Source organism: Mesorhizobium comanense, from assembly GCF_005503535.1.
Lineage (GTDB): Bacteria > Pseudomonadota > Alphaproteobacteria > Rhizobiales > Rhizobiaceae > Mesorhizobium > Mesorhizobium comanense.
Genome location: NZ_SCNN01000002.1, coordinates 24,797 through 51,290, shown reverse-complemented (window position 1 = coordinate 51,290; position 26,494 = coordinate 24,797). Strand labels below are relative to the sequence as shown.

The 26,494-nt window shown below is 64.2% G+C and carries 21 protein-coding genes; 10 read left to right on the top strand and 11 right to left on the bottom strand.

What is annotated here, in order from left to right:
- Positions 1-21: 21 nt before the first annotated feature.
- Genes FFS37_RS04600 through FFS37_RS04575 form a run of 6 tightly spaced genes read left to right on the top strand, consistent with a single transcriptional unit; the run spans position 22 to position 6,223 of the window.
- Entirely contained in the window at positions 22-1,011 is a 990-nt protein-coding gene (locus FFS37_RS04600; protein WP_137929768.1) for a 3-oxoacyl-ACP synthase III family protein, read from the top strand.
- Positions 1,011-2,009 (top strand): NAD-dependent epimerase/dehydratase family protein, encoded by a 999-nt coding sequence (locus tag FFS37_RS04595; RefSeq protein WP_137929767.1) that lies wholly within the window; start codon positions 1,011-1,013, stop codon positions 2,007-2,009. The genes FFS37_RS04600 and FFS37_RS04595 overlap by 1 nt, the downstream gene beginning before the upstream one ends.
- Positions 2,006-2,830, top strand: a complete 825-nt coding sequence (locus FFS37_RS04590) for an MBL fold metallo-hydrolase (protein WP_137929766.1) — start codon at positions 2,006-2,008, stop codon at positions 2,828-2,830. Before FFS37_RS04595 ends, FFS37_RS04590 begins: the two co-directional genes overlap by 4 nt.
- Positions 2,827-4,089 (top strand): F390 synthetase-related protein, encoded by a 1,263-nt coding sequence (locus FFS37_RS04585; protein ID WP_137929765.1) that lies wholly within the window; start codon positions 2,827-2,829, stop codon positions 4,087-4,089. Before FFS37_RS04590 ends, FFS37_RS04585 begins: the two co-directional genes overlap by 4 nt.
- Positions 4,086-5,231, top strand: coding sequence for a GNAT family N-acetyltransferase (locus FFS37_RS04580; protein WP_137929764.1), 1,146 nt, complete (start codon positions 4,086-4,088; stop codon positions 5,229-5,231). Before FFS37_RS04585 ends, FFS37_RS04580 begins: the two co-directional genes overlap by 4 nt.
- The gene (locus tag FFS37_RS04575) at positions 5,228-6,223 is read left to right on the top strand and encodes a Rieske 2Fe-2S domain-containing protein (protein ID WP_137929763.1); all 996 of its coding nucleotides are present in this window, start codon (positions 5,228-5,230) and stop codon (positions 6,221-6,223) included. Before FFS37_RS04580 ends, FFS37_RS04575 begins: the two co-directional genes overlap by 4 nt.
- Here the strand turns inward: FFS37_RS04575 and FFS37_RS04570 are convergent.
- The 6 genes from FFS37_RS04570 to FFS37_RS04545 all read right to left on the bottom strand — a co-directional run bounded on the left by FFS37_RS04570 (position 6,208) and on the right by FFS37_RS04545 (position 13,717).
- Entirely contained in the window at positions 6,208-7,368 is a 1,161-nt protein-coding gene (locus FFS37_RS04570; protein ID WP_137929762.1) for an ATP-grasp domain-containing protein, read from the bottom strand. The genes FFS37_RS04575 and FFS37_RS04570 overlap by 16 nt on opposite strands.
- A 35-nt stretch (positions 7,369-7,403) precedes the next feature.
- Positions 7,404-8,273: a patatin-like phospholipase family protein gene (locus tag FFS37_RS04565; protein WP_137929761.1), complete on the bottom strand. Its 870-nt coding sequence runs from the start codon at positions 8,271-8,273 to the stop codon at positions 7,404-7,406.
- On the bottom strand, positions 8,270-9,652 hold the full coding sequence (locus FFS37_RS04560) for a M16 family metallopeptidase (RefSeq protein ID WP_232375575.1): 1,383 nt from the start codon (positions 9,650-9,652) through the stop codon (positions 8,270-8,272). Before FFS37_RS04560 ends, FFS37_RS04565 begins: the two co-directional genes overlap by 4 nt.
- Before the next feature lie 2 nt (positions 9,653-9,654).
- The gene (locus FFS37_RS04555) at positions 9,655-11,043 is read right to left on the bottom strand and encodes a M16 family metallopeptidase (protein ID WP_137929760.1); all 1,389 of its coding nucleotides are present in this window, start codon (positions 11,041-11,043) and stop codon (positions 9,655-9,657) included.
- Positions 11,044-11,160: 117 nt separating this feature from the next.
- Positions 11,161-11,718, bottom strand: coding sequence for a 16S rRNA (guanine(966)-N(2))-methyltransferase RsmD (rsmD, locus tag FFS37_RS04550; protein ID WP_137929759.1), 558 nt, complete (start codon positions 11,716-11,718; stop codon positions 11,161-11,163).
- A 13-nt stretch (positions 11,719-11,731) separates the two neighbouring features.
- A complete protein-coding gene (locus FFS37_RS04545) occupies positions 11,732-13,717 on the bottom strand; it encodes a pseudouridine synthase (RefSeq protein ID WP_137929758.1) in 1,986 nt (661 codons plus the stop codon).
- Between the two features lie 181 nt (positions 13,718-13,898).
- Here FFS37_RS04545 and FFS37_RS04540 point away from each other — a divergent pair, with 181 nt between their 5' ends.
- The gene (locus FFS37_RS04540; RefSeq protein WP_137929757.1) at positions 13,899-14,351 is read left to right on the top strand and encodes a nucleoside deaminase; all 453 of its coding nucleotides are present in this window, start codon (positions 13,899-13,901) and stop codon (positions 14,349-14,351) included.
- Between the two features lie 2 nt (positions 14,352-14,353).
- On the opposite strand, the gene FFS37_RS04535 is transcribed toward FFS37_RS04540, so the two are convergent.
- The 3 genes from FFS37_RS04535 to FFS37_RS04525 form a co-directional block, all read right to left on the bottom strand.
- Positions 14,354-15,031 carry a metal ABC transporter substrate-binding protein gene (locus tag FFS37_RS04535; RefSeq protein WP_137929756.1) on the bottom strand — a complete coding sequence of 226 codons (678 nt, stop codon included), beginning with the start codon at positions 15,029-15,031 and terminating at the stop codon, positions 14,354-14,356.
- A gap of 201 nt (positions 15,032-15,232) precedes the next feature.
- Positions 15,233-18,217: an isoleucine--tRNA ligase gene (gene ileS / locus FFS37_RS04530; protein WP_137929755.1), complete on the bottom strand. Its 2,985-nt coding sequence runs from the start codon at positions 18,215-18,217 to the stop codon at positions 15,233-15,235.
- A gap of 302 nt (positions 18,218-18,519) precedes the next feature.
- Positions 18,520-19,326 (bottom strand): MipA/OmpV family protein, encoded by an 807-nt coding sequence (locus tag FFS37_RS04525; RefSeq protein WP_137929754.1) that lies wholly within the window; start codon positions 19,324-19,326, stop codon positions 18,520-18,522.
- 188 nt (positions 19,327-19,514) lie between these two features.
- On the opposite strand from FFS37_RS04525, the gene FFS37_RS04520 reads away from it, so the two are divergent.
- Positions 19,515-20,069 carry an HdeD family acid-resistance protein gene (locus tag FFS37_RS04520; protein ID WP_137929753.1) on the top strand — a complete coding sequence of 185 codons (555 nt, stop codon included), beginning with the start codon at positions 19,515-19,517 and terminating at the stop codon, positions 20,067-20,069.
- A gap of 57 nt (positions 20,070-20,126) precedes the next feature.
- On the opposite strand, the gene FFS37_RS04515 is transcribed toward FFS37_RS04520, so the two are convergent.
- A complete protein-coding gene (locus FFS37_RS04515; RefSeq protein ID WP_137929752.1) occupies positions 20,127-21,107 on the bottom strand; it encodes a bifunctional riboflavin kinase/FAD synthetase in 981 nt (326 codons plus the stop codon).
- A gap of 6 nt (positions 21,108-21,113) precedes the next feature.
- Positions 21,114-21,974, bottom strand: coding sequence for a TIGR01459 family HAD-type hydrolase (locus FFS37_RS04510; RefSeq protein ID WP_137929751.1), 861 nt, complete (start codon positions 21,972-21,974; stop codon positions 21,114-21,116).
- A 287-nt stretch (positions 21,975-22,261) separates the two neighbouring features.
- Here FFS37_RS04510 and FFS37_RS04505 point away from each other — a divergent pair, with 287 nt between their 5' ends.
- The gene (locus tag FFS37_RS04505) at positions 22,262-24,205 is read left to right on the top strand and encodes a TadE/TadG family type IV pilus assembly protein (protein ID WP_137929750.1); all 1,944 of its coding nucleotides are present in this window, start codon (positions 22,262-22,264) and stop codon (positions 24,203-24,205) included.
- 202 nt (positions 24,206-24,407) lie between these two features.
- Positions 24,408-26,393, top strand: coding sequence for a TadE/TadG family type IV pilus assembly protein (locus FFS37_RS04500; protein WP_171026172.1), 1,986 nt, complete (start codon positions 24,408-24,410; stop codon positions 26,391-26,393).
- Positions 26,394-26,494 lie beyond the last annotated feature (101 nt).

The following is a 26,494-nucleotide window of genomic DNA, read 5'->3' as shown; positions in this document are numbered from 1 at the left end:
CAACTCACTGGGCGGCTGAGAATGCGGATCAAGATCGTCGGAACCGGGCGCGCGCTACCCGCCCAATGCGTGACATCCCGTAACCTCGAAGAGCGGCTGGGCCTTGACCGGGGCCGGCTCGAAGCCGCTACCGGCATTGTCGAGCGCTATGTCTGCGAGAGCGAATCGCAAGTCGATCTTGCCTGTGCGGCTGCACGCCTGGCGCTGGCCGACGCCGCGCTGAAGCCCGATGCCGTCGATCTCGTCATCGGCGGATGCGCGGTGCCCTACCAGCCCCTGCCGTCGACAGCGCCGCTGGTGATGCAGCGCCTGGGGCTGGCCGACGGCTCGGCCGCAGCCTTCGACGTCAACAGCACATGCCTCGGCTTCCTCACGGCGTTCGAGACCGCCGCTCGCATGATCGATGCCGGGCAATGCGAGACGGCGCTGGTATTCTCGTCGGAGATCGCTTCACGCGCCCTGCCCTGGGCGGATCAACCCGAGATCGCCGCCCTGTTCGGCGACGGCGCGGCGGCCGCGGTGCTGCGCAAGGCCTTGCCCGGAGAAGGCAAGGTGCTGGCCAGCCTGATGCGCACCTATCCCTCGGCCTACGAAGCCTGCGGCATCGGCGCCGGCGGCACCCGCTTCGACTTCCAGCGCCAGCCTGAGGAATTTTCCCGCCATACGCTGTTCCATATGGACGGCAAGGAGCTGTTCCGGCTGACCTCGCGCCATTTCAGCGGTTTCGTCGGCGAACTCCTGCGGCGCGCCGGCTGGCGGCATGAGGATGTCGGTCTCGTCGTGCCACACCAGGCCAGTCCCCTGGCACTGGCGCATATGGCGCGTCAGTCGGGTTTTGCGGCGGAGAAGCTGATCGATATATCGGCGCGCTACGGCAACCAGATCGCCGCGTCCATTCCCTTCGCGCTCGACATTGCGCGCAAGCAGGGACGCGTCATGCCGGGCACGAAAGTGCTGTTTCTGGGCACCTCGGCTGGCGTCTCGTTCGGCGGCATGGCGCTGGAGGCCTGATGGGACGCGTGCTCGTCACCGGCGCCACCGGCTTTCTGGGGGCCCATATCGTGGCGCGGCTGGCCGCCGCAGGCACGCCGCTTTTGGCGCAAGGCCGCGATCCCGGGCGCAGCGCAGCGCTTCAGGACGCAGGCCACGCTATCCTGCGTCGAGACCTTTCGCGGCCGTTTGACGCCAAGGCCGATGCCGAGTTCGGCGAGGTCGATGCCATCGTGCATTGCGCCGCTCTTTCTTCGCCCTTTGGCCGGCTGGCCGATTTCGAGGCCGCCAATGTCGCGGCAACCCGCAATCTCGTGGATTTCGCGCGGCGGAACGGTGTGCGCCGCTTTGTCCAGATCTCCAGCCCCACGGTCGGCTTCGCCTTTCGGGACCAGCTTGGCGTTGCCGAAGACAATCCCTTGCCGGATCCGGTCAACCACTACGCCCGCACGAAACGGCAAGCCGAGGAGGCCGTGCTTGCGGCGGCACCCATAGGGCCCATAGTGCTCCGGCCGCGCGGCATCTACGGCGCCGGCGACCGCGCGCTGCTGCCGCGCCTGCTGCAGGCGGCGCGGCGCCGCCCCCTGCCGCTTTTTCGCGATGGTCAGGCACGCATCGACCTCACCCATGTCGACGATGTCGTCGATGCGGTGTTCGCGGCCCTTTCGGCCGGAGCGGCCGCCGAGGGCCAGATCTTCAACATCTCGGGCGGCGAGGTGCTGGCGGTACGCCACATTGCCGACAGGGCCTGCAAGCGGGCCGGATTGCGGCCGCTATGGCGCAAGACAGCGCTGGCGCCGGCAATGCTGGTGGCCGGCATGATGGAGGCCGTGGCGCTGTGTTTGCCCGGCCGGCCCGAACCACCGGTCACCCGCTACGGCCTCGGCCTGTTCGCCTATGCCCAGAGCCTCGATATTTCCAAAGCCGCACGAGTGCTCGGGTGGGCGCCAAGAGTGTCGTTCGAGCATGGGCTCGACCGCACCTTCGCCAGTGAACGCGAAGCCTGGAGGACCTCATGAAGATCGTCTTCGCCAACAGCGCCTGGGTGAGCGCCGCCGAACGGTTGATCCTGCGCGACGGCAGTTGGCAGAAAATCCGCTTGCCCGTCCGCTATGGGCTGATCATCCACCCGCGTGCCGGCCCGGTGCTGGTCGACACCGGCTATACGCCGCACGCGATCAGCGGCGCCCAGCGCGGCGCGGCTCTGCGTTTCTATGGCTCGGCACTCAAACCTGAACTCATCGAGACGGGGCAGCCGGTCCAAGTGCTGGCGCGCTTCGGTCTGACACCGCAAGATGTGCGCGCTGTTGTCGTCACGCACTTTCATGCCGATCACATTTCTGGCCTTGCGCTTTTCCCCAATGCCCGCTTCATCGCCAACGATGCGGCCTGGGCTCGCCTGAAGACGAAAACGGCCTGGCAGAACCTGCGCCATGGCGTGTTTCCCGAATTGTTCCCGAACGACTTCGAAAGCCGGCTCGACGGCCTGTCTTCTATGGAACAGATCGTGTCACGTGGTGACACCCCCGGTGGGGCCGACCTGTTCGGCGACGGCAGCGTGATCGCTGTCGATCTGCCCGGCCATGCCGATGGCCAATTCGGCCTGTTGTTTGCGCAAATGAAGCGGCCGTTGCTCTACGCCGTCGATGTGCAATGGCTGGTCAAGGCGCTGGTCGAAACCCGCACACCCGGCTTTCCGGCGAGCCTGCTTGCCGAGGATTTCGCCGCCATCGAGCCGAGCAGCGCCGTGCTGCGCCGTTTCATGGCCACCGGCGGCGAGGTGATGCTCTGCCACGATCCCGGACCTACCGAGTATGATCTGACGCCGGAGGGCGGATGACCGGGCTGGCCGAAGCGCTCAAATCCTTTGCTGTCACGATATGGGTGTCACGCAAGAGCCGTGAAAACTTCGAGCGTTGGCAGGCGCGGACCTTGCGCCGCTGGCTCGACAGCGACCTGCCGCGAGCCTCGTTCTACGGCAAGGCGCCACGGCAACTCGGCGACCTGCCGGTAACCGACAAGGCGCTCTTGATGGAGAATTTCGAGCGCTTCAACGTGGCCGGCGTGGCGGCGAGCGCGGCATGGCCGGCGGCGACCAGTGATGGCCGGCTTGGTGCGCTTACCGTCGGGGCGAGCACCGGGACATCGGGCAATCGTGGCCTGTTTGTCATTTCCGAAGCCGAGAAATACCGGTGGCTGGGCACGATCCTGGCGAAGGCCATTCCCGACCTGCTGTGGAAACGCCATCGCGTGGCGGTGATCCTGCCCCAGAACACCGGGCTCTATGACAGTGCCCGGAAATCGCGGCGCATCGACCTGCGCTTCTTCGACCTGACGCTGGGACCGGAGCAGTGGCGGGCGATGCTCGAGGATTTCGCACCGACCGTGATCATCGCGCCACCCAAGATGCTGCGCCATTTCGCGACCGAATGCTTCCGGCTCTCGCCGCTGCGCATCTTCAGCGCCGCCGAAACGCTCGATCCGGTCGACCGGCCCGTCATCGAGGCGTTTTTCGGACGCAGGCTCGACCAGATCTATATGGCGACCGAGGGGTTGTTTGCAGTGACCTGTCGGCGCGGCGGCCTGCACCTGGCCGAAGATTCCATATTCTTCGAGTTCGAATCCGCCAGCGACGGCCTGGTGACGCCGCTGGTAACGGCCTTCCGCCGCCAGACTCAGATCATGGCCCGCTACCGGATGAATGATCTGCTGCGGCTGTCGTCCGCGCCATGCGCCTGCGGCTCGCCATTGCGCACCGTGGACGAGATCGTCGGCCGTATGGACGATGCCTTCCGGTTCGCGTCAACACAGGGACCAATCCTGGTCACGCCCGACATCCTGCGCAACGCGGTGCTGAAGGCGGACCGGCGCATCGACGACTTCCGCCTCATCCAGACCGCGCCCGACGCTGTCGAACTCCGCCTCGAGGCCGAACTGCCCGCAAATGCGGCGCAGGCCGCGCTGGAGGCTGTACGGTCGCTGTTCACCCTGCGTCGGGCGACCGTCACCGTCGAACTGATACGTACGCCCCTCCCCCTGGAAACCAGCCGCAAACTGCGTCGTGTCGAGTGTCGTCTGCCGCCGGAGGCAAAGGCGTGAACCAGGTGGCAACCGCGCGGCAGTCCCCGGAGCCACCAAGCCGGGTCGAAAACGATCCCGGCAAGGTCGAGGTCTTCACGCGGCTTTTCAACGAGGTACCGCCGCGCGACCTCATCGCCAACCTCTCGGTCCGCGTCGAAACGGTCGAGATTGCCGGGCGCGCCTTTCCGCTCACTTTGAACGACGCCCGGGATGCGCCGAACTGCTATATCTGCTGTCCGTCCAGCGCCTATATCGACTATGCGATCGACGAGACCCGCAATTTCGCCTCGAGCCCCTTTTTGCAAAAGGTGATCAGAGCGCTCATCGGGCTGTGCGCGCCCCTGGTTCGAGCAAGCGGTCTCGACCATCAGGCGCAGTTCAACAACTGGCTCTTTTCGACCAATCCGGTGCCCCTGCTCGACAAGGCCCTGATCACCGAGATGCGCGCCGCGCTCACCGCACGATTTGCGGACCGCGCCATCGTCATCCGATCGTTGAACGCGATCGCCGATGCCTCGACCATCGCCGCGCTGCGAGCGCAAGGCTTTCGCATGCTGGCGGCGCGCCAGATCTATATCTTCGCCGACCGGAGCGCGGCGCCGCGCATGACGCGCGACATGAAGCGCGACCGCGCCCGGCTGCGCGCGCCACGACTGCGCCTCGTCGGCGATGCGGATTTCACGCAAGCAGACTACGTCAGGTGCGAGGAGCTCTACGCGATGCTCTATCTCAGGAAGTATACACCGCTCAATCCGCAGTACACGGCGCGTTACATCGCCGAAACGCACCGCCGCGGCATCCTGCGGCTCGCCGGGCTGCGCGACCGCTCCGGCCAATTGGTCGCCGTGACAGGGCTCTTCGAGAACGGCACCACACTGACCCAGCCGATCGTCGGCTACGACACCAGCCTGCCGGTCAATGACGGACTCTACCGGATGATGATGGCGGTGGCGCAGGACCACGCCACGACGCACGGCCTGTTCTTCAACATGAGCGCCGGAGCCGCCGATTTCAAACGCCAGCGCGGCGCCGTACCGACGGTGGAATACAATGCCTGCTATGTCGGGCATCTGCCGCTTCGCCGGCGCCTGGCGGTTCGGGTGATGGAACATGTGCTGGCGTGGGTCGGCATCCCGCTGCTTCGGAGATTCGAGCTTTGAGCAAGGCCGCGCGCAAGGACTACTGGCAAGCCGTGGCGCTGGCCGACGATGTCGGCCGCAAGCCACGCCGGATCCTGTTCGAGGGCGCGCCGGTGGTGCTGTTCCGCTCTGGCAAGGGCATCGCGGCGCTGTTTGATCGCTGCGTGCACCGGCTGGTGGAACTGTCTACCGGCAAGATCGTCAATGGCGAGATCGAGTGTCCCTACCATGGCTGGCGCTATGACGGCGACGGCCGCTGCACCGCCATTCCCGGCCATGTCGGCGACATGCCGCGTTACCGGGTGCGGCGCTACAGCGCCATCGAGCGTGACGGGGTGATCTTTGTCTCTGCCGGCACGCCCGAAGGCGAACCTTACCGCCACTGCATGCAGGGTCACGACGTCATAGCGCGCCGCGTCCGCTCCTCCACCCAGTCGACAGTCATCGACGCGGCCGAGAACATCCTCGATGCCACCCATACGCATTTCACCCACAAGGGCCTGCTGCGAGGCCTGAGCGCCAAGCGTCATCTGGTGCGCGTCGATGTCAGCGGCGGCGAAGGCTGGGTCGAGGCATGCTACACTGGCGAGGAGCGCCAGCAAGGGCTGATCAGCCGGCTGCTGGAGGGCGAGCGCACCAGGACGATCGGCCGTTTCCGCCATCCGGGCATCGCCGAGCTGGAATATTGGGGCAAGGACGGGCTGGCGCTGGCGACGACTTTCCATCTGCGCCAGGCGGACGAGAGCACCGTCGAAGGGATCGGCTGGCTGATCGGGCCGCGTCAGGGCGGGTTTGGGCACCTCAAGGCGCTGGCCTTCAGGCCGCTGTTCAACATCGCCCTGCAACAAGACCGCAAGGTGCTGAAATCGGCCAGCGACAACGCCCGCCATCCGCCCCGGACAGCACCGGCAATCGGCCCGCTGGATTTCCTGCGCCGCGACATCGCTTCCATCATGGCCGGCGAGATGCCGGCGGCCGCGACAACGCCGCGCGTCCATCAGATCGAGCTTTGAAGCGGTCCGTTCCATTCGATGTCGCGGGTCGAAGCGGCCTGCAGGCTGATGCGCTGGCGCAATGCCGTGCCCGCGATCTCGGCCAGCGCCTGCCATTGCGCCCGTTTGGGCTCGGGATCATCGGGCCAATCCAGCAATTCGTCGGCATCGCGCATGGCCTGGCGGAAGCGCGCGATCGCGCCCGAGCGCACGGCCGACGGCAGCCCGTATATCCACATGGCCAGCCGCACCGTCTGCGGCCGGTTGAGATCGGGCTTGACCTGCGCGCCGTCCAGCAAGGCGGCCGCGAACGGCTCCGGATCGCGGAAGAAATGCAGGCCGCTGACGGCACGCGGATTGCATTCGAGCGGCAGCACGGTGCCGTCGTCTTCCCGCATCAGGTCGAAGGATACCTGCCCGGTCCAGCCTGTACCGGCGACGAAGGCTTCGACGAAATGACGGGCAGCGGCATCCTCGACCCGCTCGAACCATATGCCGGCGCCCTTGCCTGCCCGGTAGCGCGAACGATAGAGCGCCAGCGCCTTCAGCTTGCCGTCATGCGCCAGCGCGTAAGCGCTGATTTCATCGCCGGCGACGAAGCGCTGGGCCACCCAAGGTGCTGCCGCCGAAGGGCTGATTGCGTCGAGCGCAGCGGGCGACGGGCGCAGCAGGACATGGCTGGCAAACCGCGACCAGACCGGCTTGAACACCAGTTCGCCCGCACGACCGCGCACCGTGCCAACATCATGAGCAGACTCCAGCAGCATCGTTTCCGGCACTGCGAGGCCAAGACCTTGGGCCAGCCGGATGAAGGCATGCTTGTCGTGAACCTGGGTCAGCAGGTCCATGCCGGGGGCCAAGAGACGAGCCGGCATGGCTCGGTCGCGCCATATCTGGCCGAGGTAGAAAACCTCCTCGCAGGTGGGGATCACCAACTGCGCGCCCTCGGCGCGGACAAGGTTCTGTAGTGCTTGAGCATAAGCCTGTGGCGCAAAACGCGGCGGCGGCAGCCTGTGATACGAGGCGCAGGCAACGCTCGCGGCGGCAATAGGGCGCGCCGGTGTGTCGGCCATGATCACCCGCAGGCCAGCACCGTGGAGCAGCCGCGCAAGATGCAAGGCCACCGGCGCTCGGGCACCCGTGACCAGCACCGTAACGGCGCGCATCAGATCACGGCCATGCGCATTGGCCGCCCCACAACTCAGTCCAGACCGCGCTTGCCGCGCTTGAGCCGGGTGGCGCCGGAGCGCGTCTCCAGCGCCTTGTCGACCTGGCGTTTCAACTCATCCTTGATGTCGGCGGTCTCGCTCATCAGTGCGTCTATCTTCATGAAGTCGAGCACGCGGTATTTCGACACCGCCGGGCGGACCAGAATGTCGGGCTGGCACTGTTTCAGCTTGTTGGCGATGATCGACTGCATCATCAACTGCGTGGCGCCGAACATCAAATCGACCGAAGTCGGTTGCTTGCGGTCGGCCTCTTCCGGCGCGCCGACCACGTCGACGCCGATGATGATGTCGGCGTCCTTCTCGATCAGGTCGAAGGGCACGGGGTTGTAGATGCCGCCGTCGATCAGCAGCCTGCCGTCGCGCGTCACCGGGCGGAACACGGCGGGAATGGCGGCCGAGGCCGCAAGCGCGGAGTGCAGGTCGCCATCGCCAAACACCGCGAGCTTGTGACCGAAATAATCCGTCGCGGTCACCTTCAGCGGAATTTTCAGTTCAGCGAAGGTTTCGGGGATGGCCTCGGGCAGAAAGGCCTTGAGGATGCGCTCGACATTGAACTGGCTGACCCGGATGCCGTTCTGCATCGCTTCGGCGATCGTCCCTGGCCGCGCCCGCCACATGCGGCTCGCCACTTCGGCGCGGCGGCCGAGGATGGAACGGGCATAGTCGTGGATATCCTTGCCGGTCATGCCCGATGCCATGCCGGCGCCCATGATCGCGCCGATCGACGAGCCGGCGATCGCCACCGGCCGGATGCCGAGCTCATCCAATGCCTCGATGACATGGATATGCGCCAGACCGCGCGCGCCGCCGCCGCCAAAGGCTATGCCGAAGGTAGGGCTCATCCCTTGCCTGCGCCGGTCAGCGGGGGGCCGACAACCATGACGGTCGGATCGGCCGAGAGCAGCTTTCTTGCCACCGCCTTCACCTGGTCGATCGTCACCGCATTGATATAGCCGGCGCGGCGCTGCATGTAATCGACGCCGAGATCGTCGAGCTGCAATTCGACCAGCGTGGCCGCGATGGAACTCGATGAGTCCAGATTGTTGATGGCGTAGGCGCCGATCAGGTACTTCTTGGTCGCCGCCATTTCGGCCTCGGTCGGCCCGTCCTCGGCCAGGCGCTTGACGACGTCGCGCACGATGGCAAGCGTCTCGGCGGCACGGTCCGACCGTGTCCCGGTGGTAACGATCAAGGCGTTCGCATGGTCCTGGTTGACCAGCGAGGAATTGACGCTGTAGGCCAGCCCGCGCTTTTCACGGACTTCCTGGAACAGGCGCGAGGTGAAGGTGCCGCCGCCGAGTATCTCGTTCATCAGCACGGCGGGGAAGAAATCCTGCGACTTGCGCTTCACGCCGGGCCAGGCGAGTTGAAGCGAGGTCTGCGGCAGGTCGTAATTGACCTCGACATGTTGCGCCAGCTTCGGCTCGATATCGGCGACGGACACCAGCGCCTGGCTTGCCGGCAGGTCGCCGAACACCATGTCCAGTTTCTTCTTCAGCGTCTCGGCATCGATGGCCCCGACCACCGCGACATGCAGGCCGCCGCGCGCAAACACAGCCTTGTAAAGGGCCTTGAGATCGGCCTGCGTGACCGCGGCAATGCTCTGCCGGGTGCCTTGATCGGTGCGCGAATAGGGGTGGTCGCCGTAGATGGCGCGCGCCCAGCGGTTCTGTGCGATCGTATCGGGATCATTCTCGCCGGCAATGATACCGGACAGGATCTGCGCGCGGATGCGGTCGATCGGCGCCTGGTCGAAGCGCGGTTCGTTGACCGCAAGCCGCAACAGATCGAACGCCTCGTCGCGCTGTTCGGCCAGCATGCGCATGGAACCATAGAGGCCGTCGCGGGTCTCGTCGAAGCTCATCTCGGCGCCGGCGTCGTCCAGCTTGGTCTGGAAGGCTTCGGAGTCGAGCGGGCCAGCGCCCTCGTCGAACAAGCCGCTCATCAGATTGGCCAGGCCTTCCTTGCCCGGCGGATCCTGCGTCGAGCCGCCGGCCAGCACAAAACGGACGGCGATGACCGGTACGGAATAATCCTCCACCAACCAGGCGGTAACCCCCTTCGGCGACGTCACCTGCTGGATCTCCATGGCGCGGGCGGCGAGCACCGGCAGAAGCAGGAAGAACAGGGCAAAGCCGAGAGTGGCGCAGGCGCGGTAGACCTTTCCTTCTTCCTTTGCGGGCGAAGGAACGGCGCTCAAGCGTTCGAAAACCAGGCTCATCGTCAATTCCCCGCCTGTTGCTGCGGCAAGAGATAGCCGGTGGTCGATCGGGAAAGCACCAGATACTTCGCGGCAACCGCCTTGACCTCGCCGGCGGTGACTTTGCGCACACTGTCCGGCCATTGCTCGATATCCTGTACCGTGCCGCCGGTGGCGAGTTCGGCGCCATAGATGTTGGCCATCGAATCCTGCTTGTCGCGGGCGAAGATCATCGACCTGATATAGCGGTCCTTTGCCTTGTCCAGTTCGTTCTCAGTGACGCCATCCGTAACGATGCGTGTCACCTCGGCATCGACCGCCGCTTCGACGTCGGCGAGCTTGGCATCGCCGCTCGGTGCGCCGTAGACGGTGAAATTGGTGTCGTCGAGCATGGTGCCCTGGAAATAGGCGCCGGCGCTGGACGCGATACCCTGCTTGACCACCAGCGCCTGATAGAGCCGGCTGCGGGTGCCGCCGCCGAGAATCTCAGCCAGCAGGTCGAGCGCCTCGGCCTCGCCCGGCTTCGCGGTGTGGTAGGAAGGCACCACCCATTGCGTCGAGAAATTCGGCACGCTGACACGGGCGTCCGAGAGAGTGACGGTGCGCTTCGTGTTCTGCTCAGGCTCTACCGGCCGTACGCGCGGCGGCAAGTCAGGCCCGCGAGCGACCTTGCCGTAGGTCTTCTCGGCGAGCGCCTTCACGGTGTCGGGCTCGACATCGCCGGCCACGATCAGCACTGCGTTGTTGGGGCGATAGTATTTGTCATAGAAGGCGATGGCGTCGGTGCGGTTGAGCTGTTCCATCTCCTGCATCCAGCCGATCACCGGAATGCGATAGGGCTGGTTCTGCCACAGCGTGGCGGCGACCTCCTCATCCAGCACCGCCTGCGGATTGTTGTCGATGCGCGAGCGGCGCTCCTCCAGGATGACGTCGCGCTCGGTCTTGATGACGTCGTCGGAGAGAATGAGGTTGCGCATGCGGTCGGCCTCGAAGCTCATCATGAGCTCCAGTGCAGAAGGCGCCACCGTCTCGTGGAAGGCGGTGTAGTCGTAGGAGGTGAAGGCGTTGTTGGAGCCGCCAATATCGGAGACGGCGCGATCGAACTCGCCTGCCGCGTGATTGGTCGTCGCCTTGAACATCAGATGTTCGAAGAAATGAGCGATACCGGATTTGCCGGGCGGCTCGTCGGCGCTGCCGATCTTGTACCATACCATATGGGTGACGATCGGTGCGCGATGGTCGGGAATGACGACCACTTCCATGCCGTTGTCGAGCAGGAAATTCGTCACCTTGAACTCGGCCGGCGCGGCAACGGCCGGAACCGGGCTTTCAGCCAGAGCGGCTTTGTGCACCACGAATGTCAGCGAGGTCGCCAGCAGTGCTGTCCGCAGCCATTCAGTCCTGGATGTCATCAGTGGCTCCGGTTCCGCAGCGTGGCACAACGATAGGCAAGGTGCTGGCGACAAGCAAAATGAATCGTTGATCTTGTTGCCGCCAAAGGCGGCGGCAAAGAGGCGCGGAGGAACGGCCTATGGGGCGGCCTCGATGAAGCGGATGACGGTTTCACCGTAATTACGCTCATCGAGCACCGCAAAGCCGGAGCCAGGCTCGAAGGCAACCGCCGCCGTCTCCTCCACCACGCACAGCGCACCAGGTCGCAGCCAACCGCCTGCCTTGGCCGACTGTAGAGCGCGCTCGCCAAGGCCCTTGCCATAGGGCGGATCGGCGAAGACGAGGCCGAATGGCGCCAGCGTGCCGGCTTCACCCAGTGCCGTTGCGTCGCGTCGGAATATCTTCGTGCGTCCGGTCAGGCCGAAGGCTTCGACATTGTCGCGGATCAAGCCCCGGCCCTCCGCCGATTCCTCAATGAATACGCCGTAGGAAGCGCCGCGCGACAGGGCTTCCAGGCCAAGCGCCCCGGTGCCGGCAAACAGGTCGAGCACGCGTGCGCCGTCCAGTTGGCCGCCGAAGCGATGCGCCAGCACGTTGAAGACCGCCTCGCGTGTGCGGTCGGTCGTCGGACGGATGGCGCTGCTGCGGGGCGTCGCCAATGGACGCCCGCGAAACTCACCCCCCACGATTCTCATTTAAGTCCGGGCCTCATCTGGTCCTGGGGCCTTTGGGACCGCGCGGACGATCCGTGCCGCCAGCTCCGTCCGGACGTTCGCCACGTGGCTTGCCGAACGGCTTCGCGCCGCCCGGTTTGCCGGCGGGCTTGCCGTAGGCCGGCTTGAACGAGGCCTTGCGCGCCTTGGCTTCGGCCGCCTTGGCGGCGTCGGCTTCCGCCCTGCCCTTGCCGATCGGCCGGGCTCCCGGCGCCATCCATACATTGGCCTTGCGCTGGCCGGGCGGCTCGATCGGCCGCTGCTCGCGCTCGGGTTTCTTGCCGCCGCCACGAGGCTTGTCACCGAACCCGCCGCGCGGCTTGTCGCCAAAATTTCCACGCGGCTTCTCGCCGAAGCCGCCGCGTTCGGGCCGGGAGCCGCGTTCGCCAAAGCTTCTTTCCGGCCGCTCGCTTCTGTCGGGACTTGTCGACAGTTTGCCGAGCGCCTCGTCACGGCTGCCTTCCCGGCGCTTGCGGTTCTTGATCAGGCCGCCCTCGCCGATCGGGCGGCGCTCCCCGTCACGCGTGAATTTCGGCCGTTCAGGCTCCACCTCGCGGGGTTCGGTGCGCCGCACCGGCTTGTTGGAGAACGGTTTTGTTATTTCGGCGTCGAAATTCGCGCCGGATTCCTCCACCAGGCGCTCGCCAAGCTGGTCGCGCAGCACGCGGCCCTTGATCTCCAGCACGTGACCTTCGGGAAGATCCTCGAGCTGGAACGGCCCATAGGAAATGCGGATCAGCCGCGTCACATCGAGGCCGAGCGCGCCGAGGATGTTTTTCACCTCACGGTTCTTGCCCTCGCGCAGGCCGATCGTCAGCCAGGCGTTGGTGCCCTGCTCGCGGTCGAGGCTGGCCTCGATGGCGCCATAGAAGACGCCGTCGACGGCAATGCCTTCGCGCAGGCCGGCAAGCGCGCTTTCCTCGACCTTGCCGTGGACGCGCACCCGGTATCGGCGCAGCCAGCCGGTAGCCGGCAATTCGAGCACGCGCGACAGCCCGCCATCATTGGTGAGCAGCAGCAGGCCCTCGGTGTTGATGTCGAGGCGGCCAATGGTCATCAGCCGCGGCAACTCGGCCGGCAACACGTCAAAGACCGTCTTGCGGCCTTCGGGATCACGGTTGGTGGTGACGACGCCGGCCGGCTTGTGGAACAAAAACAGCCGCGTGCGTTCGATCTTGGGTATTTCCATGCCGTCGAGATGGATGATGTCATCGGGCATGACGTTGAAGGCGGGCGAAGCCAGGACCTTGCCGTTGACCTTGACGCGGCCGGCCGCGATCAGGTCCTCGGCGTCGCGGCGCGAGGCAAGACCGGCGCGGGCCAGCCGCTTGGCGATCCGTTCGCCGGCTTCCTCTGTCGCTTCGGCTGGACGCGGACGCGGTTTGAAGCCGCCCGATCCTGCCTGCGGACGGTCGCTGAAATCGCGCTTCGGACGGTCGCTGAAGTCGCGCTTGGGGCGATCGGCAAAGTCGCGCTTCGGACGGTCGTTGAAGTCGCGCTTGGGGCGATCGAACCGCTTTTCGCCACCGTCGACTGCTGCCGCGGCCGGACGATCGCCGCGCGGCGCGTAGGGCTTGCGTGGCCCTTCGCGCTTCTCATAAGGCTTGCGCTCGCCGTCCGCCGCTATCGGCCGATCGCCACGCGGGGCATATGGCTTGCGCGGCCCTTCGCGCTTCTCATAAGGCTTGCGCTCGCCGTCCGCCGCCATCGGCCGATCGCCACGCGGGGCATATGGCTTGCGCGGCCCTTCGCGCTTTTCATAGGGCTTGCGTTCGCCTTCAGCGGCCATCGGGCGGTTACCGCGCGGAGCGTAAGGCTTGCGCGGTCCCTCGCGCTTCTCGTAGGGCTTGCGCTCGCCATCGGCCGTCATAGGCCTGTCACCGCGCGGCGCATACGGTTTCTTGGCGCCAAAGGATGGCTTGCCGTCGCCTTTGTTACCCGGTCCTTTTCGGCGCGGAGATTTCTTGTCGTTGTCGTCCATGTGGCCTTTGTCCGTTTGCGCTGCTACAGCGTGGCGCATCCTTTCGGGCGCGCAACGAACGCTGTAGCACTTTTGATTTGGCGCATGATCATTTCCGAAAATCGAGTCCGATTTTCGAGGTTATGCGCTCAATAACAGGATCACCGCCGAGTGGCGAGGAGATAATGGGAATGGAAACCGCGTGAAGCGGCCGGATTTCATGGCCCTGGCGCTCAGGGAAGCCGAGGCGGCGGCCCTGCGCGGCGAAGTGCCGGTCGGCGCCGTCATCGCCAGGGACGGTACGGTCATTGCCAGCGCCGGCAACCGCACCCGCGAACTTGCCGACCCCACCGCTCACGCCGAGATGCTGGCGATTCGCGAAGCCTGCAGCAGGATTTCGAGCGAGCGGCTTACGGGCCACGATCTCTATGTGACGCTGGAGCCCTGCGCCATGTGCGCCGGCGCCATCTCCTTCGCCAGGCTGCGCCGGCTTTATTTCGGCGCGGCGGACGAAAAGGGCGGCGCGGTGATCAACGGTGTGCGTTTCTTCTCTTCGCCTACCTGTCACCACGCGCCAGACGTCTATGCGGGCATGGCCGAGACCGAGGCGGCCGTCATTCTCAAAGATTTTTTCAGAGGACGGCGTGAAAGCTGACGCTAGAGGCCCAGCCAGTCGAACCAGCCGCCGCCCTTCTTGCCTTCCGCCTGCGCCTTGAGGCGGCGCTCCTTCTTGTATTCGTCCTCGCCGAGTTGGTCCTGCGGCGCGGTATCGGACGCGACACGGTAGGCCAAAGGCGGCTCGCTCAGATATCTGCGCGTGTTCGGGTCGCCCTGCTTGCTTTGGGCAAGGCGGCGCTGAATCTCGGCTGTACGGCCCTTGTCCGAATCCTCGGGCGTCCAGCGCGGCGGATGGCTCGAGCCCGATTCGTCCAGCGCTTTCTGCACCGATGCCGGATCCGTCTGCACATCGCCGACGATCTCTGACTTGTAGTTTGGATCGTTCTGGTGGGCGGTGGCGTCAGCGCGCAGGCGGGCGCGCCGCTGCTCGGGCGACTCGGGCCAATCGGCACTCGCCGTCTCGATGCTTTCCTGCGGTACAGGCAGCGCGTCCTTCTGTCCGGGAGCGGGCTTCACCAAAGTGGGGCGCGGCTTGTAGTCGATCGGATCCCTGTGCTTCGGCGAGATGGAGACGGCGCCGGTTAGATCGCCGGCCAGCTGTTCGGCGGCGGTCTTGTCGGTTCCATAGGTCGGAGAGCCCATGCAGCCGGCCAGAGCAAGGCCCGATGCGACAAGCGGCGCCAGCAGCGCAACGCGCGCTCTATATCTCTCGGTCATGCCAAAAAGTCCCACTCTACAGCCTCTCGATCGCCACCGGTCCTGTGTCCGGCCCCCATCGCCCAAGCACTTGCGACGGAAATCCGGCGACAATTTGTCTGCCGGAGTTTCGCGTCTTTACCTCAACCAGTCGTTAAGGGCAACGCGCGGGCCGTCTTGCATGGCCCGGCGTGGTATTTGTGCACCGATAAGCCATGGCCGTCAAAGCCGGCCAAGTGCCTGCAATTCATGCAACACGGCGGCGTCACGGGCAGAAACGTCGGGAAAGGCGGTATCCTGACCGACGTCGGCCGTGTAGCGCCATGAACGCGCGCACTTGACCAGCCCGCGATCCTCGGCCTTCTCGACCACCACTGCCACGCCCTTGACGTCGTCCAGGGTGAAAGCCCCTTCCGGTGCCTGGCCATGGGCAATGACGAGATCGCTGGTGATCGCCATCTCGGCCATGTCGATGTCCGAGATCGCGGCCTCCAGCGCCGGGTCGTTGATCGTGACAACCGGGACAGCCTCGAGCGAGGATCCGATCACCTTCTGGGCCCGCGCGATTTCGAGCGCGCCGGTGACGACACGGCGCACCTGCCTGACCTTGCGCCATTTCTCGGCCAACGCCTCGTTGCGCCAGTCCGCCGGGATTTGCGGGAACTGGTCGAGATGCAGCGACACCGCTTCGGGGTAACGGTCGAGCCAGGCCTCTTCCGTGGTGAAGGGCAGCATCGGCGCCAGCCATTTCACCAGGCAGTCGAAGAGATGGCGCACAACCTGCACCGACGCCTTGCGTTTCACGCTCGACGGCGCATCGCAATAGAGCGCATCCTTGCGGATGTCGAAATAGAAGGCCGACAGTTCCACCACCATGAAGTCGATGAGCGCGCGGGTGACGCGCTTGAATTCGAAAGCGTCGTAACCCTGGCGCACAACCTCGTCGAGTTCGGCAAGCCGGTGCAGCATCAGCCGCTCCAGTTCCGGCATCTGCGGCAGCGGGATCTCCTCGCCATCGTCATGGGCGAGCGTGCCCAGCATCCAGCGGATGGTGTTGCGCAGCTTGCGGTAGGCGTCGATGTTGGTCTGCAGCACGTTCTTGCCGAGCCGCTGGTCTTCCCAATAATCCGTCGTCACGACCCAAAGCCGAAGGATGTCCGCGCCGGACTGCTTGATCACGTCCTGCGGCACGACCGTGTTGCCGAGCGACTTCGACATCTTGCGCCCGTCCTCATCCATGGTGAAGCCATGGGTGACGACGGTGTCGTAAGGCGCCCTGCCCCTGGTGCCGCAGCTTTCGAGCAGCGAGGAATGGAACCAGCCGCGATGCTGGTCGGACCCTTCGAGATAGACATCGGCCGGCCATTTCAGGTCGGGGCGATCCTCCAGCGTGAAGACATGTGTCGAGCCGGAATCGAACCAGACATCGAGAATGTCGGTCACCTGCTTCCACCTGGATGCATCGTGGTTGCCCAGGAACCGCTCCTTGGCGCCGGCAGTGAACCAGGCGTCGGCGCCCTCTTGCTCGAAGGCGTCCATGATGCGCTGATTGACGGCCTCGTCCTTCAGCACGTTGCCGTCCTCGTCGGCGAACACGGCGATCGGCACCCCCCAGGCACGCTGGCGCGACAATACCCAGTCGGGGCGCTCCTCGATCATGGCGCGGATGCGGTTCTGGCCGGCGGCCGGCACGAAGCGCGTATCGTCGATCGCCTTCAAGGCTCGGCTGCGCAACGTCGTGCCGTCGCCGAGGTCCTTGTCCATGTAGACGAACCATTGCGGCGTGTTGCGGAAGATGACCGGCTTCTTCGAGCGCCAGGAATGCGGGTAGCTGTGCTTCAGCCTGCCGCGCGCGAAGAGCGCGTTGCGCTTGATCAATTCATCGATGACCGTCTGGTTGGCATTGCCCTTCTTGCCGTTGTCGTCGATGACGCGTGCCGGGCCGCCTTCCCGGTCGGGCCCGAATCCGGGAGCGTCCTTGGTGAAGAAACCGGCGTCGTCGACGGTGAACGGAATGGTGGTGTCGAGCCCACGCGCGCGCAGGTTCGGGGCAGCATCCATCCAGGCGTCGAAATCCTCGCGGCCATGGCTTGGGGCGGTGTGAACGAACCCGGTACCGGCATCGTCGGTCACATGATCGCCCGCAATCATCGGAACCGGGAACTCGTAGCCACCGCCGAGCCCCTTGAAGGGATGCGACAACACAAGGCTTGCCAGTTGTTCGGCGCCGATGCCGTGAAGGCGGTTCATGGTGATCTTGGCCTTCGCCTGGCTGTCCTCGGCCAGCGCATCGGCGAAGATCAGCTTCTCTCCCGGCTGCGGGCCAAACGCGTTCTCGGCCGCCGTCACCTCGTAGAGCCCGTAGGCGACGCGCGGGGAGTAGCTGACGGCACGGTTGCCGGGGATCGTCCATGGCGTGGTCGTCCAGATCACGACATGAGCGTCCAGCAGATCCAGCGATCGCCCGCTGAGGTCCGGATTGAGCTCCGCCGGCTGCCCGTCCACGACGTTGGCGACCACAAGGTTGGCCACCGGAAACTTCACCCAGATCGTGTCGGATTCGTAATCCTGGTACTCGATCTCGGCCTCGGCGAGTGCGGTGCGCTCGACCACGCTCCACATCACAGGCTTGGAACCGCGATAGAGCTGGCCCGACATGGCGAATTTCAACAGTTCACCGGCAATGCGCGCCTCGGCATGGAAGGCCATTGTCGTATAGGGGTTCTTGAAGTCGCCGACGACGCCGAGGCGCTGGAACTCGCCACCCTGCACCGTGATCCAGTGGGAGGCGAATTCGCGGCATTCCTTGCGGAACTCGTTGACCGGCACCTCGTCCTTGTTCTTGCCCTTGGCGCGGTATTGTTCCTCGATCTTCCATTCGATCGGGAGGCCGTGGCAGTCCCAGCCGGGAACATAATTGGAGTCATAGCCGCGCATCTGGAACGAACGGGTGATGACATCCTTGAGGATCTTGTTCAGCGCATGCCCGATATGGATGTTGCCGTTGGCATAGGGCGGCCCGTCATGCAGCACGTATTTCGGCCGGCCGGCCGCGCTCTCGCGCAGCTTGCGATAGAGGTCCATATCCTGCCAGCGCTTGACCAGCACCGGCTCCTTCTCGGGCAAGCCGGCGCGCATCGGGAAATCCGTCTGCGGCAGGTAGAGCGTCTTGGAATAGTCGATCGTTGATTGGTTTTCGTCGGTCATTGGTCTGCCATGTGCATGCCGGGCCACGTGGCTTGCGGCGTGAAATTCTACTTCATACGCATGCCGTTTTCCCAAAAACCGGGCCGCTTCCGGGCGACATGCCTTGATGATCTGGAAAAGCGCGAGAGGCCGCGCGCAAAATTCCCGGCGGCTCCGGCAGCCTTCAGGCTGCCAGGAACACCGGGCTGGTAATTCGTATCGCGACCGCGAATGCGCCGGAAAAGTGCGTCATCCCCGGGCTTTTAGCCGATGCCGCCGCAGGAATAAAGCGCGGAATTGAGGCCTGCCGTGCTTTGGGATGGCTACATCTTGAAGTCGAAACGGTAGGTGGTCGACACACCGACCATGAACTGGTTGCGGTCGCCGCGCTCCCTGACCAGGCTGGAATCGGCGGCCGGACCTTCGAGCCGCGAATATTCGCCGAAAAGACTGGCGGTCATCGGATCCGTCACTTTCCAGGTTACGGCGCCGCCGAGGCCGATGGATTTCAAGCCGCCGCCGGGGCTGTACTGGCTCAGGCCCGAGGCCACCGCTTCCTGCGCGTTGACGCCGTAGTAGGCATCGAAATAATTGGCCGACGCAAACGACACGCGCGGGCCGCCGGAAATCCTGACGGTCGGCGTCACATCATAAAAAGCATCGGCGGCAATGTCGGCGACAAAACCGTTATGGGCACGGATGCCATGCCGCAATTCGGCGCGGGCGCGCATCCAGTCGGTCGGATAGAACTCGAAGAAACCGCCAATCTCGCCGCCCCAGCGAACCGGGTCGAGGCCTTTCAGTTCGTCGTCGCTGCTGCGCGAAAAGAGGAACTTGCCGGTCAAGCCGGCGCGAACCCCGCCATCGTCGATCAGCGCAAGCGAGATATTGTCATTGCGGGACGTGAAGCGTGCCTCCGGCCCCGCCTTACCCAGCGAGATGATGGGCTGAGCGCTCAGCATGTACTTCTTGCCGCCCTCGAAATTGGGGGCCACGAGGCCGGTGGCGCCGACCGTCAGATACCAGTCGCCGGAAAGCCAGCCGAAGGCGCCATCGCCGGCCCTGGCAATGCCTGGCGCCGCCAGCGTGGAAATGACCAAGGCTACAGAAATCTTCCAGACCGGACTCATGGCCACTCCACTAACACGATAACACTGCCCCGCGCTGACAGCTTTGACGAGGCTTTGGTAAAATTTGATTTAAGGGCGAGATATCCGGGCTCGCCTCGCTTGGACAATCTGGCCCCCCGTCGGCTGGACGCGGATCGGCACCAGGGCTAACGTCATAGCATCGCGGCGGTTCTCGATGGAGGTGTGACATGACCCTGCACGGCGATACACTGAAGAACGCGATCGGCCAAACGAAAGACAAGTGGGGATGGTTTGTCGGCCTCGGCGTGCTGTTGCTGATCCTCGGCGGCATCGCCTTCGGCAATCTGTTCATCGCCACGGTCGCCTCCGTCTATGTCGTGGGATGGCTGATGCTGGTGGCCGGCATCATCGAGATCATACATGCTTTCGGCGTCAAGACGTGGGGCCGCTTCTTCTACTGGCTGCTCAGCGGACTGCTTTATGCGGTCGCCGGGTTTTTCGCTTTCGACAATCCCCTGCTGGCCTCGGCGGTGCTGACGTTCCTGCTGGCGGTTGCACTCGTCGCATCCGGCGCGCTGCGGGCGTGGGTCGGCTACAGCCATCGTCCGGAGCGCGGCTGGGGCTGGATCGTCGCCGCGGGCGTCATCAGCGTCATCGCGGGCCTGGTCATCGCCATGGGCTGGCCGGTCAACAGCCTGTGGGTGCTCGGACTGTTCCTGGCGGTCGACCTCACCTTTCAGGGCTGGACCTTCATCGCGGTCGGTCTTGCGCTGAAAAACTAAACCAATTCCAGGAAATGCGTGTGGCGGCTCACGCCCGCCACCGCGCAAAAACAAGGTTCAGAACGCGATGGCCGCGTCGAGTTGCGAAAGCGGCTTGACGCCGGCAAGCAACGCGCGGGCTTCCTCCTCGTCGCGCTTCATCTGTACGATCAGCGCATCGAGCCCGTCGAATTTGATCTCGCTGCGCAGGAAGCCGAAGAACGACACCTGGCAGATCTGGCCATAGAGATCGCCGGAAAAATCGAAGACGAAGGTTTCCAGGAGCGGCGCGCCATTGTCGTCGACCGTCGGGCGGCGGCCGAAACTGGCGACGCCGTCGTGCAAGGTGCCGTCGGCGCGCCGGAAACGAACGGCATAAATTCCTTCCTTGAGCCCGGCTTCCGCGGAAAGCCTCATATTCGCGGTCGGAAAGCCCAGCGTTCGCCCAAGCTGCTGGCCACCCACGACCTCGCTTTGCACCGTGAACCGGTAGCCCAGCAGACCAGCGGCCTCGGCCACCGCCCCGTCGCAGAGCAAAGTCCGGATCCGGCTCGATGAAATCACCTCGGCGCCCTCGTCGCGAAAAGCGTCGACAAGCGTGACACCGAAACCATGGCGGTCGCCGGCCGCCATCAGATAGGCAGGCCCGCCCTGACGGTCCTTGCCGAAATGGAAATCGAAACCCGTCACGGCATGGGTGATGCCGAGCGTCCGCTCCAGAACCTCGGTGACGAAAGCTTCCGCCGACAGCGAGGCGAAATCGCGCGTGAAGGGCTGCTCGACGAGTGCGGCGAAACCCAGCAGCGACAGCAGCCTTGCCTTCATCGGCGGCGGCGTCAGCACGAACAGCGGCAAGTCAGGCCTGAAGACCTTTCGCGGGTGCGGTTCGAAGGTCAACACCAAGGCGGGCACGGCTCGCCGCACAGACTCTGCCAATGCCCGTTCGAGTACCGCCTGGTGGCCACGATGGACGCCGTCGAAATTGCCGATCGCGACCACGCCGCCGCGCAGATCGGCAGGCAGCGGGGTGCTGGCCGAGAGATGATGGAAGCCTGCCATCGCCACCTACTGCAGTCTGGCTATGACGGCGACCGGCCGGTAGCCGTGCCGTTCCAGGAAGAGCTGGAGCTTCGCGGGGTCGGGCCGGGATGCATCGCCATAGTCGCGGGCATGAATGCCGCCGGAGACGTAGAGGACGTCGAAACCATTGTCGGCGGCTCCCTTGACATCGGTCATAACACCGTCGCCGATGGCCAGCACCCGCGAACGCTCGACCGGCCGGCCGAGTATCGCGGCCAGTTCCTTCATCGCCAGATCGTAGATCGGCGCATAGGGCTTTCCGGCGATCAGGGTGCGGCCGCCGAGCTGGGCATAGTCACGCGCCAGGGCGCCGGCGCACCAGATGATGCGTTCGCCGCGCTCCACCATGATATCGGGATTGGCGCAGATGAACGGCAGGTTCCTGGCTCTCAATCGGCGCAGCAATTCGGTGTAATCCTCGGGCTTTTCAGCCTCGTCATCAAACAAGCCGGTGCAGACGACGCCGGCGGCTTCGAATTCTTCGACGAGTTCGACATCGAGCCCGTCATAGAGGGTCAGATCGCGGTCGGCGCCGATGTGGAAGATCTTGCGTGGGCCTTCCGCGATGAGATCGCGGGTCACGTCGCCGGAGGTCACTACCCGGTCATAGGCCGACGGCGGAACGCCGATCACGCTCATCTGGGTCACGACATCGGCACTGCGGCGAGGCGAGTTGGTGATGAGAACAACCGGAATACCGGCCGTCCTTGCCGCCGCCAGCGCGGCAGCCGCCGCCGGAAAATGCCATTCGCCATTGTGGACCACGCCCCAGACGTCGCACAGGATTGCCGAGTAGGTTTTCGACACGTCTTCAAGCGAGCCGACGATTTCAGGCGAATCCGCCATGCCGTTTCCTTCGATATGATCATTGCAAGTGCCGCGGCCGGCGCTCCGTCGCGGCCGGTTCGAATTAACCGAACCGGCCCAAGCTGTCACCAGCTTTTGCCGCTTGCCGACCGGAGGCCGTCACCAAGGCCTCCGGTTTCGGAGGCGGAAGCCGGGGCTGGCCGGGCATTTGGTTAACGAGCTTTGAAAAGGCACCCCGGCCTTGGATATATTCCGGAAACCTGAAATTTAACGATTTATGACACGGTCCTCACCGATAATTGATTTTTCGGGGGTGGTTCGCGGCAATGATCCGGAAATTCGGAAACGACAGGCGTGGCAACTACGCGCTGATGATGGTTCTTGCCATGGTGCCGCTGATGGGCGGCCTGGCGATCGGCATCGACTATACGGAAATGGTGCGCCAGCGGCAGAACGCCCTGAATGCGCTGGACGCCGCCGGCATTGCCACGGCCCAGCAGATCGTCGCCGGCGCCACCGACACGGCCGCCAAAGCCTATGCGAAGAATTTCTTTGAAGCCAACCTCGCGCATGTCGACCCGGCCAACACCACGCTGACGGTAACGCTGCCCAACAACAATACGGGCGGAGGAACGCTGAAGCTCTGCGGCACCCTGACATACAAACCCTACTTCCAGCCCGCCGCGAGGATCCTGTTGGGAGGCAGCCCCGACACAACCGACATAGCGTTCAACACCTGCTCGGAGGTCCGCCTGAAGAACACGCTGGAGGTGGCGCTGGTACTCGACAATTCCGGATCGATGACGGAAACCGGCAAAGGTTCGAACAAGGTTCGGTTCGACCTGCTCAAGAGCGCCGCCAAGCAGCTTGTCGACCAGCTGGCCGGCGAAGCCCAGCAGATGCGGCAGATCGCCAACCCGGTCCAGTTCAGTCTCGTTCCATTTGCCGCCTCGGTTAATGTCGGCTCAGGCAATGCATCGGCGGCGTGGATGGATACGACGGGCATTTCGCCGATCCATCACGAGAACTTCGACTGGACGACGATGAGTTCGTCCTATTCTTCGACCAAATACGCACAGAAGATCAATGGCGTCTGGTATGCCAAGGGCAGCGGTTGGGATGTCAGCCAGAAGGACAAGCCGCTGACGCGCTTTTCCCTCTACAACCAGATGCAGCGGGTGGTTTCGGCAACCTACGTCGCCCAGTTCAAATGCACGGCGACCTACTCCAACGGATCGTGCAGGACCTGGCAGGACGGCTACAACTACACCTATGGCAGCGTTGCCGCCTGGGGAGGATGTGTCGAGTCCCGCCCCTACCCCTACAACATCCAGGACACAGCGGCCTCTACGGGTACTCCGGAGACCCTTTTCGTCCCGATGTTTGCCCCTGACGAGACTGACAACACCGACAGTTCCTCAAGGCCTGCCAACAACAACTGGGACACCGACAGTTCCTCTGGCACGGATGCCGAGCGTCAGCGCTACATGCCCAAATACTTCAACGTCGGCACCACGGTGACGCCGGCCTACGGCATGAATGCAGGCCCTAATACGAGCTGCAGCACAACCGCGATAACACCGCTCACCGACGTCTCCACGACGGCGGGAGCGAGTTCCGTGAAGACAGCCATCGACGCCATGAACGCCAGCGGCGCCACCAATGTGCCCGAAGGCATGGCTTGGGGTTGGAGAACCCTGTCGAGCGGGGCGCCCTTCACCGACGGTCGTCCGGAATCCGAGAAGGGCAACGACAAGGTCCTGATCGTGCTGACCGACGGCGCGAACACATACTACACGCCAACCTCGGTCACGGCACAGACCTATTCCGGGACCAACTGGGCTTCCGGTGGCAATGATCTGGCCGGCGCGAAGGCCATCTATTCCGCTCTCGGCTATGTAAAGCCGTACAGCAATGGCTACAGCTACGGCCGCATGTTCCTCGGCACCAGCAGCAGCATCAGCAAGACCGACTATTCGAATTCCAACTACACCAAGGCCATGAACGAGCACTTCGCGACGCTTTGCAGCAACGCGAAGACGGCCGGCGTCATCGTCATGACCATTGCGCTCGACCTCGACTCGAAGAATACGGCCGAGAAGGCGCAGATGGATGCGCTGAAAGCCTGCTCGTCGGACTCTCGCTTCAGCAAGGATCCAACAGATCCCAGCAAGCCGATGAAACTGTTCTGGAATTCGACCGGAGCCTCGCTCTCCGACGATTTCAAGGCGATTGGCAACGAGCTTTCCAACCTGCGCATCGTCAGCTGATCGAACGCCCCCGCCTGCATGAACGCCCCGCATCGGCGGGGCGTTTTGCTTTGAACGGCGTTGGGCTGCCGCAACCCCTTGGATTGGTTAGCGGTTGGTGAAACATCAACCAGGCAATAGAGCGGTTTCCCAAACCCGTCCTTCAGCGTTTTGTGGAAAGGTGCGGCGATTGAGAATCCGCCGGCGGGGGCCGCTGCAAGAGATGCGTGAAATCTGGCGTCAGTTCGGCCGCGACAGGCGCGGCAACTATGCTCTTATGACGGTCGTGGCGATGGTGCCGCTGATGGGCGGCGTCGCGATCGCTGTCGACTTCACGGAAATGAACCGTGAAAAACAGATGGTTTCGAACGCGCTCGACGCCGCCAATTTCGCCACGGCGCGCCGACTGACGGAAGGCGCGACCGACGATCAGTTGAAAGCCTATGCCCTCGACTTCTTCAAGGCCAACCTGAACGACATCGACCCGGCCAGCACGACGCTCAACGTCACCTTGCCCAGCAGCGCCACAGGCGGCGGCGTGCTGACGATGACCGCCCAGCTCAACTACAAACCCTATTTCTACCCCGCCTTCGCTCAGCTTGTCGGCAAATCGGCGGACGATGCGAACAAGAGGCTCAGCTTCAACGTCATCTCGCAGGTGCGGCTGAAGAACACGCTGGAAGTCGCCCTGGTGCTCGACAATTCCGGATCGATGACCACGGCCGGAACGGGCTCGCGGCAGCAACGCATCGACCTGCTCAAGACCGCCGCAAAACAGCTGGTCGACACGCTCGCTCAGCAGGCTGCAATGATCAAGCAGATCGACAAGCCGGTGCAGTTCGGCCTCGTGCCCTTCGCCGCTTCGGTCAATGTCGGACCTGCCAACGGCAACGCGTCCTGGATGGACACTGAGGGTCTGTCGCCAGTGTCGAACGAGAATTTCGACTGGTCGACGCTCAACGCCGCCGACAAATACGCCCAGCAGACCAATGGCATCTGGTACAAGCGCGGCACCGGCTGGGGCAGCGAGGAAGGCCAGATGCTGACCCGGTTTTCGCTCTACCGCGATATGAAGGTGGTCACCAATCACGAGCGTGTCGCCAACAGCAAGCGGGTTGTCTGTGCCGAATACAATTCGAACAATACCTGCAAGCGCAGCTATGACGCATATGACTACGCCGATACCTATGGTCCCTTCGCCAGTTGGCAGGGATGTGTCGAGGCAAGGCCCTACCCCTACAACGTCAACGACGCTCCGCCGTCCGGCGGCTCCGCCAACACCGGCATCGGCGTAGGCGATCCGGCAACGATGTTCGTGCCCATGTTCGCTCCGGACGAACCCGGAAACCACTGGAAGGTGACGCAGGATCCCAAGGAGGCATCCCCCGCAACCTACGGCGCCGTGAACAGTTGGTGGAACGACAACCCGTCGAGCAGTAGCGGCCAGTCGAGGCTGCGCAACATGGCCAAGTATTTCCAGCCGCGGCCGATCGATGCGCCGGCGCTACCGGCCGGCAACGGGCCGAACTACAGCTGCACCACCAACCCGATCACGCCGCTGACCGATGTCAGCGTCGCCGACGGCCTCACCTCGATCAAGGCCGCGATCGACCTGATGCAGCCGAGCGGAGGCACCAACGTCCCCGAGGGCATGGCCTGGGGCTGGAAGGTTGTATCGAGCGGTGAACCGTTCACGCAGGGACGTTCGGAAACCGAGAGAGGCAACGACAAGGTGGTGATCGTCCTGACAGACGGCGCTAACACCTACTATACGCCCTCCTCGCTGAGCTATTCCGACCCCGCGGATTCGAAATCCACCTACGCGTCCTACGGCTATCTCAATCCCGGCTACAACCGCACCTCGGTCGGCCGCATGTTCATGGGCACATCGAGCGCCATCGGTCAGTTCGACTATTCGAACGCGAATTACACCAATGCGCTCAACGAGCAGATGGCAACGCTTTGCAACAACGCCAAGGCCGCCAACATCATGGTGATGACGGTGGCGCTCGACCTGTCGACGACCAAGGACGCGGACAAGCTGGCGATCGACGCGCTGAAGTCCTGCTCGTCGGACTCACGCTTCCGCAAGGACTCGACCGATCCGAGCAAGCCGGCGAAACTGTTCTGGAATGCGACCGGCGCCAGCCTGTCGAACGATTTCAAGGAAATCGGCAACGAACTGTCGAACCTGCGCGTGGTCGGCTAGCACCTCTCTGGCGCAATGAGCGGAGCCGCCAAGCCCTTGCGGCTATGGCCCTGAACGGGCACAGATCGGGCGCCTGCGGGTGGCGCATCCCCGCACACGGG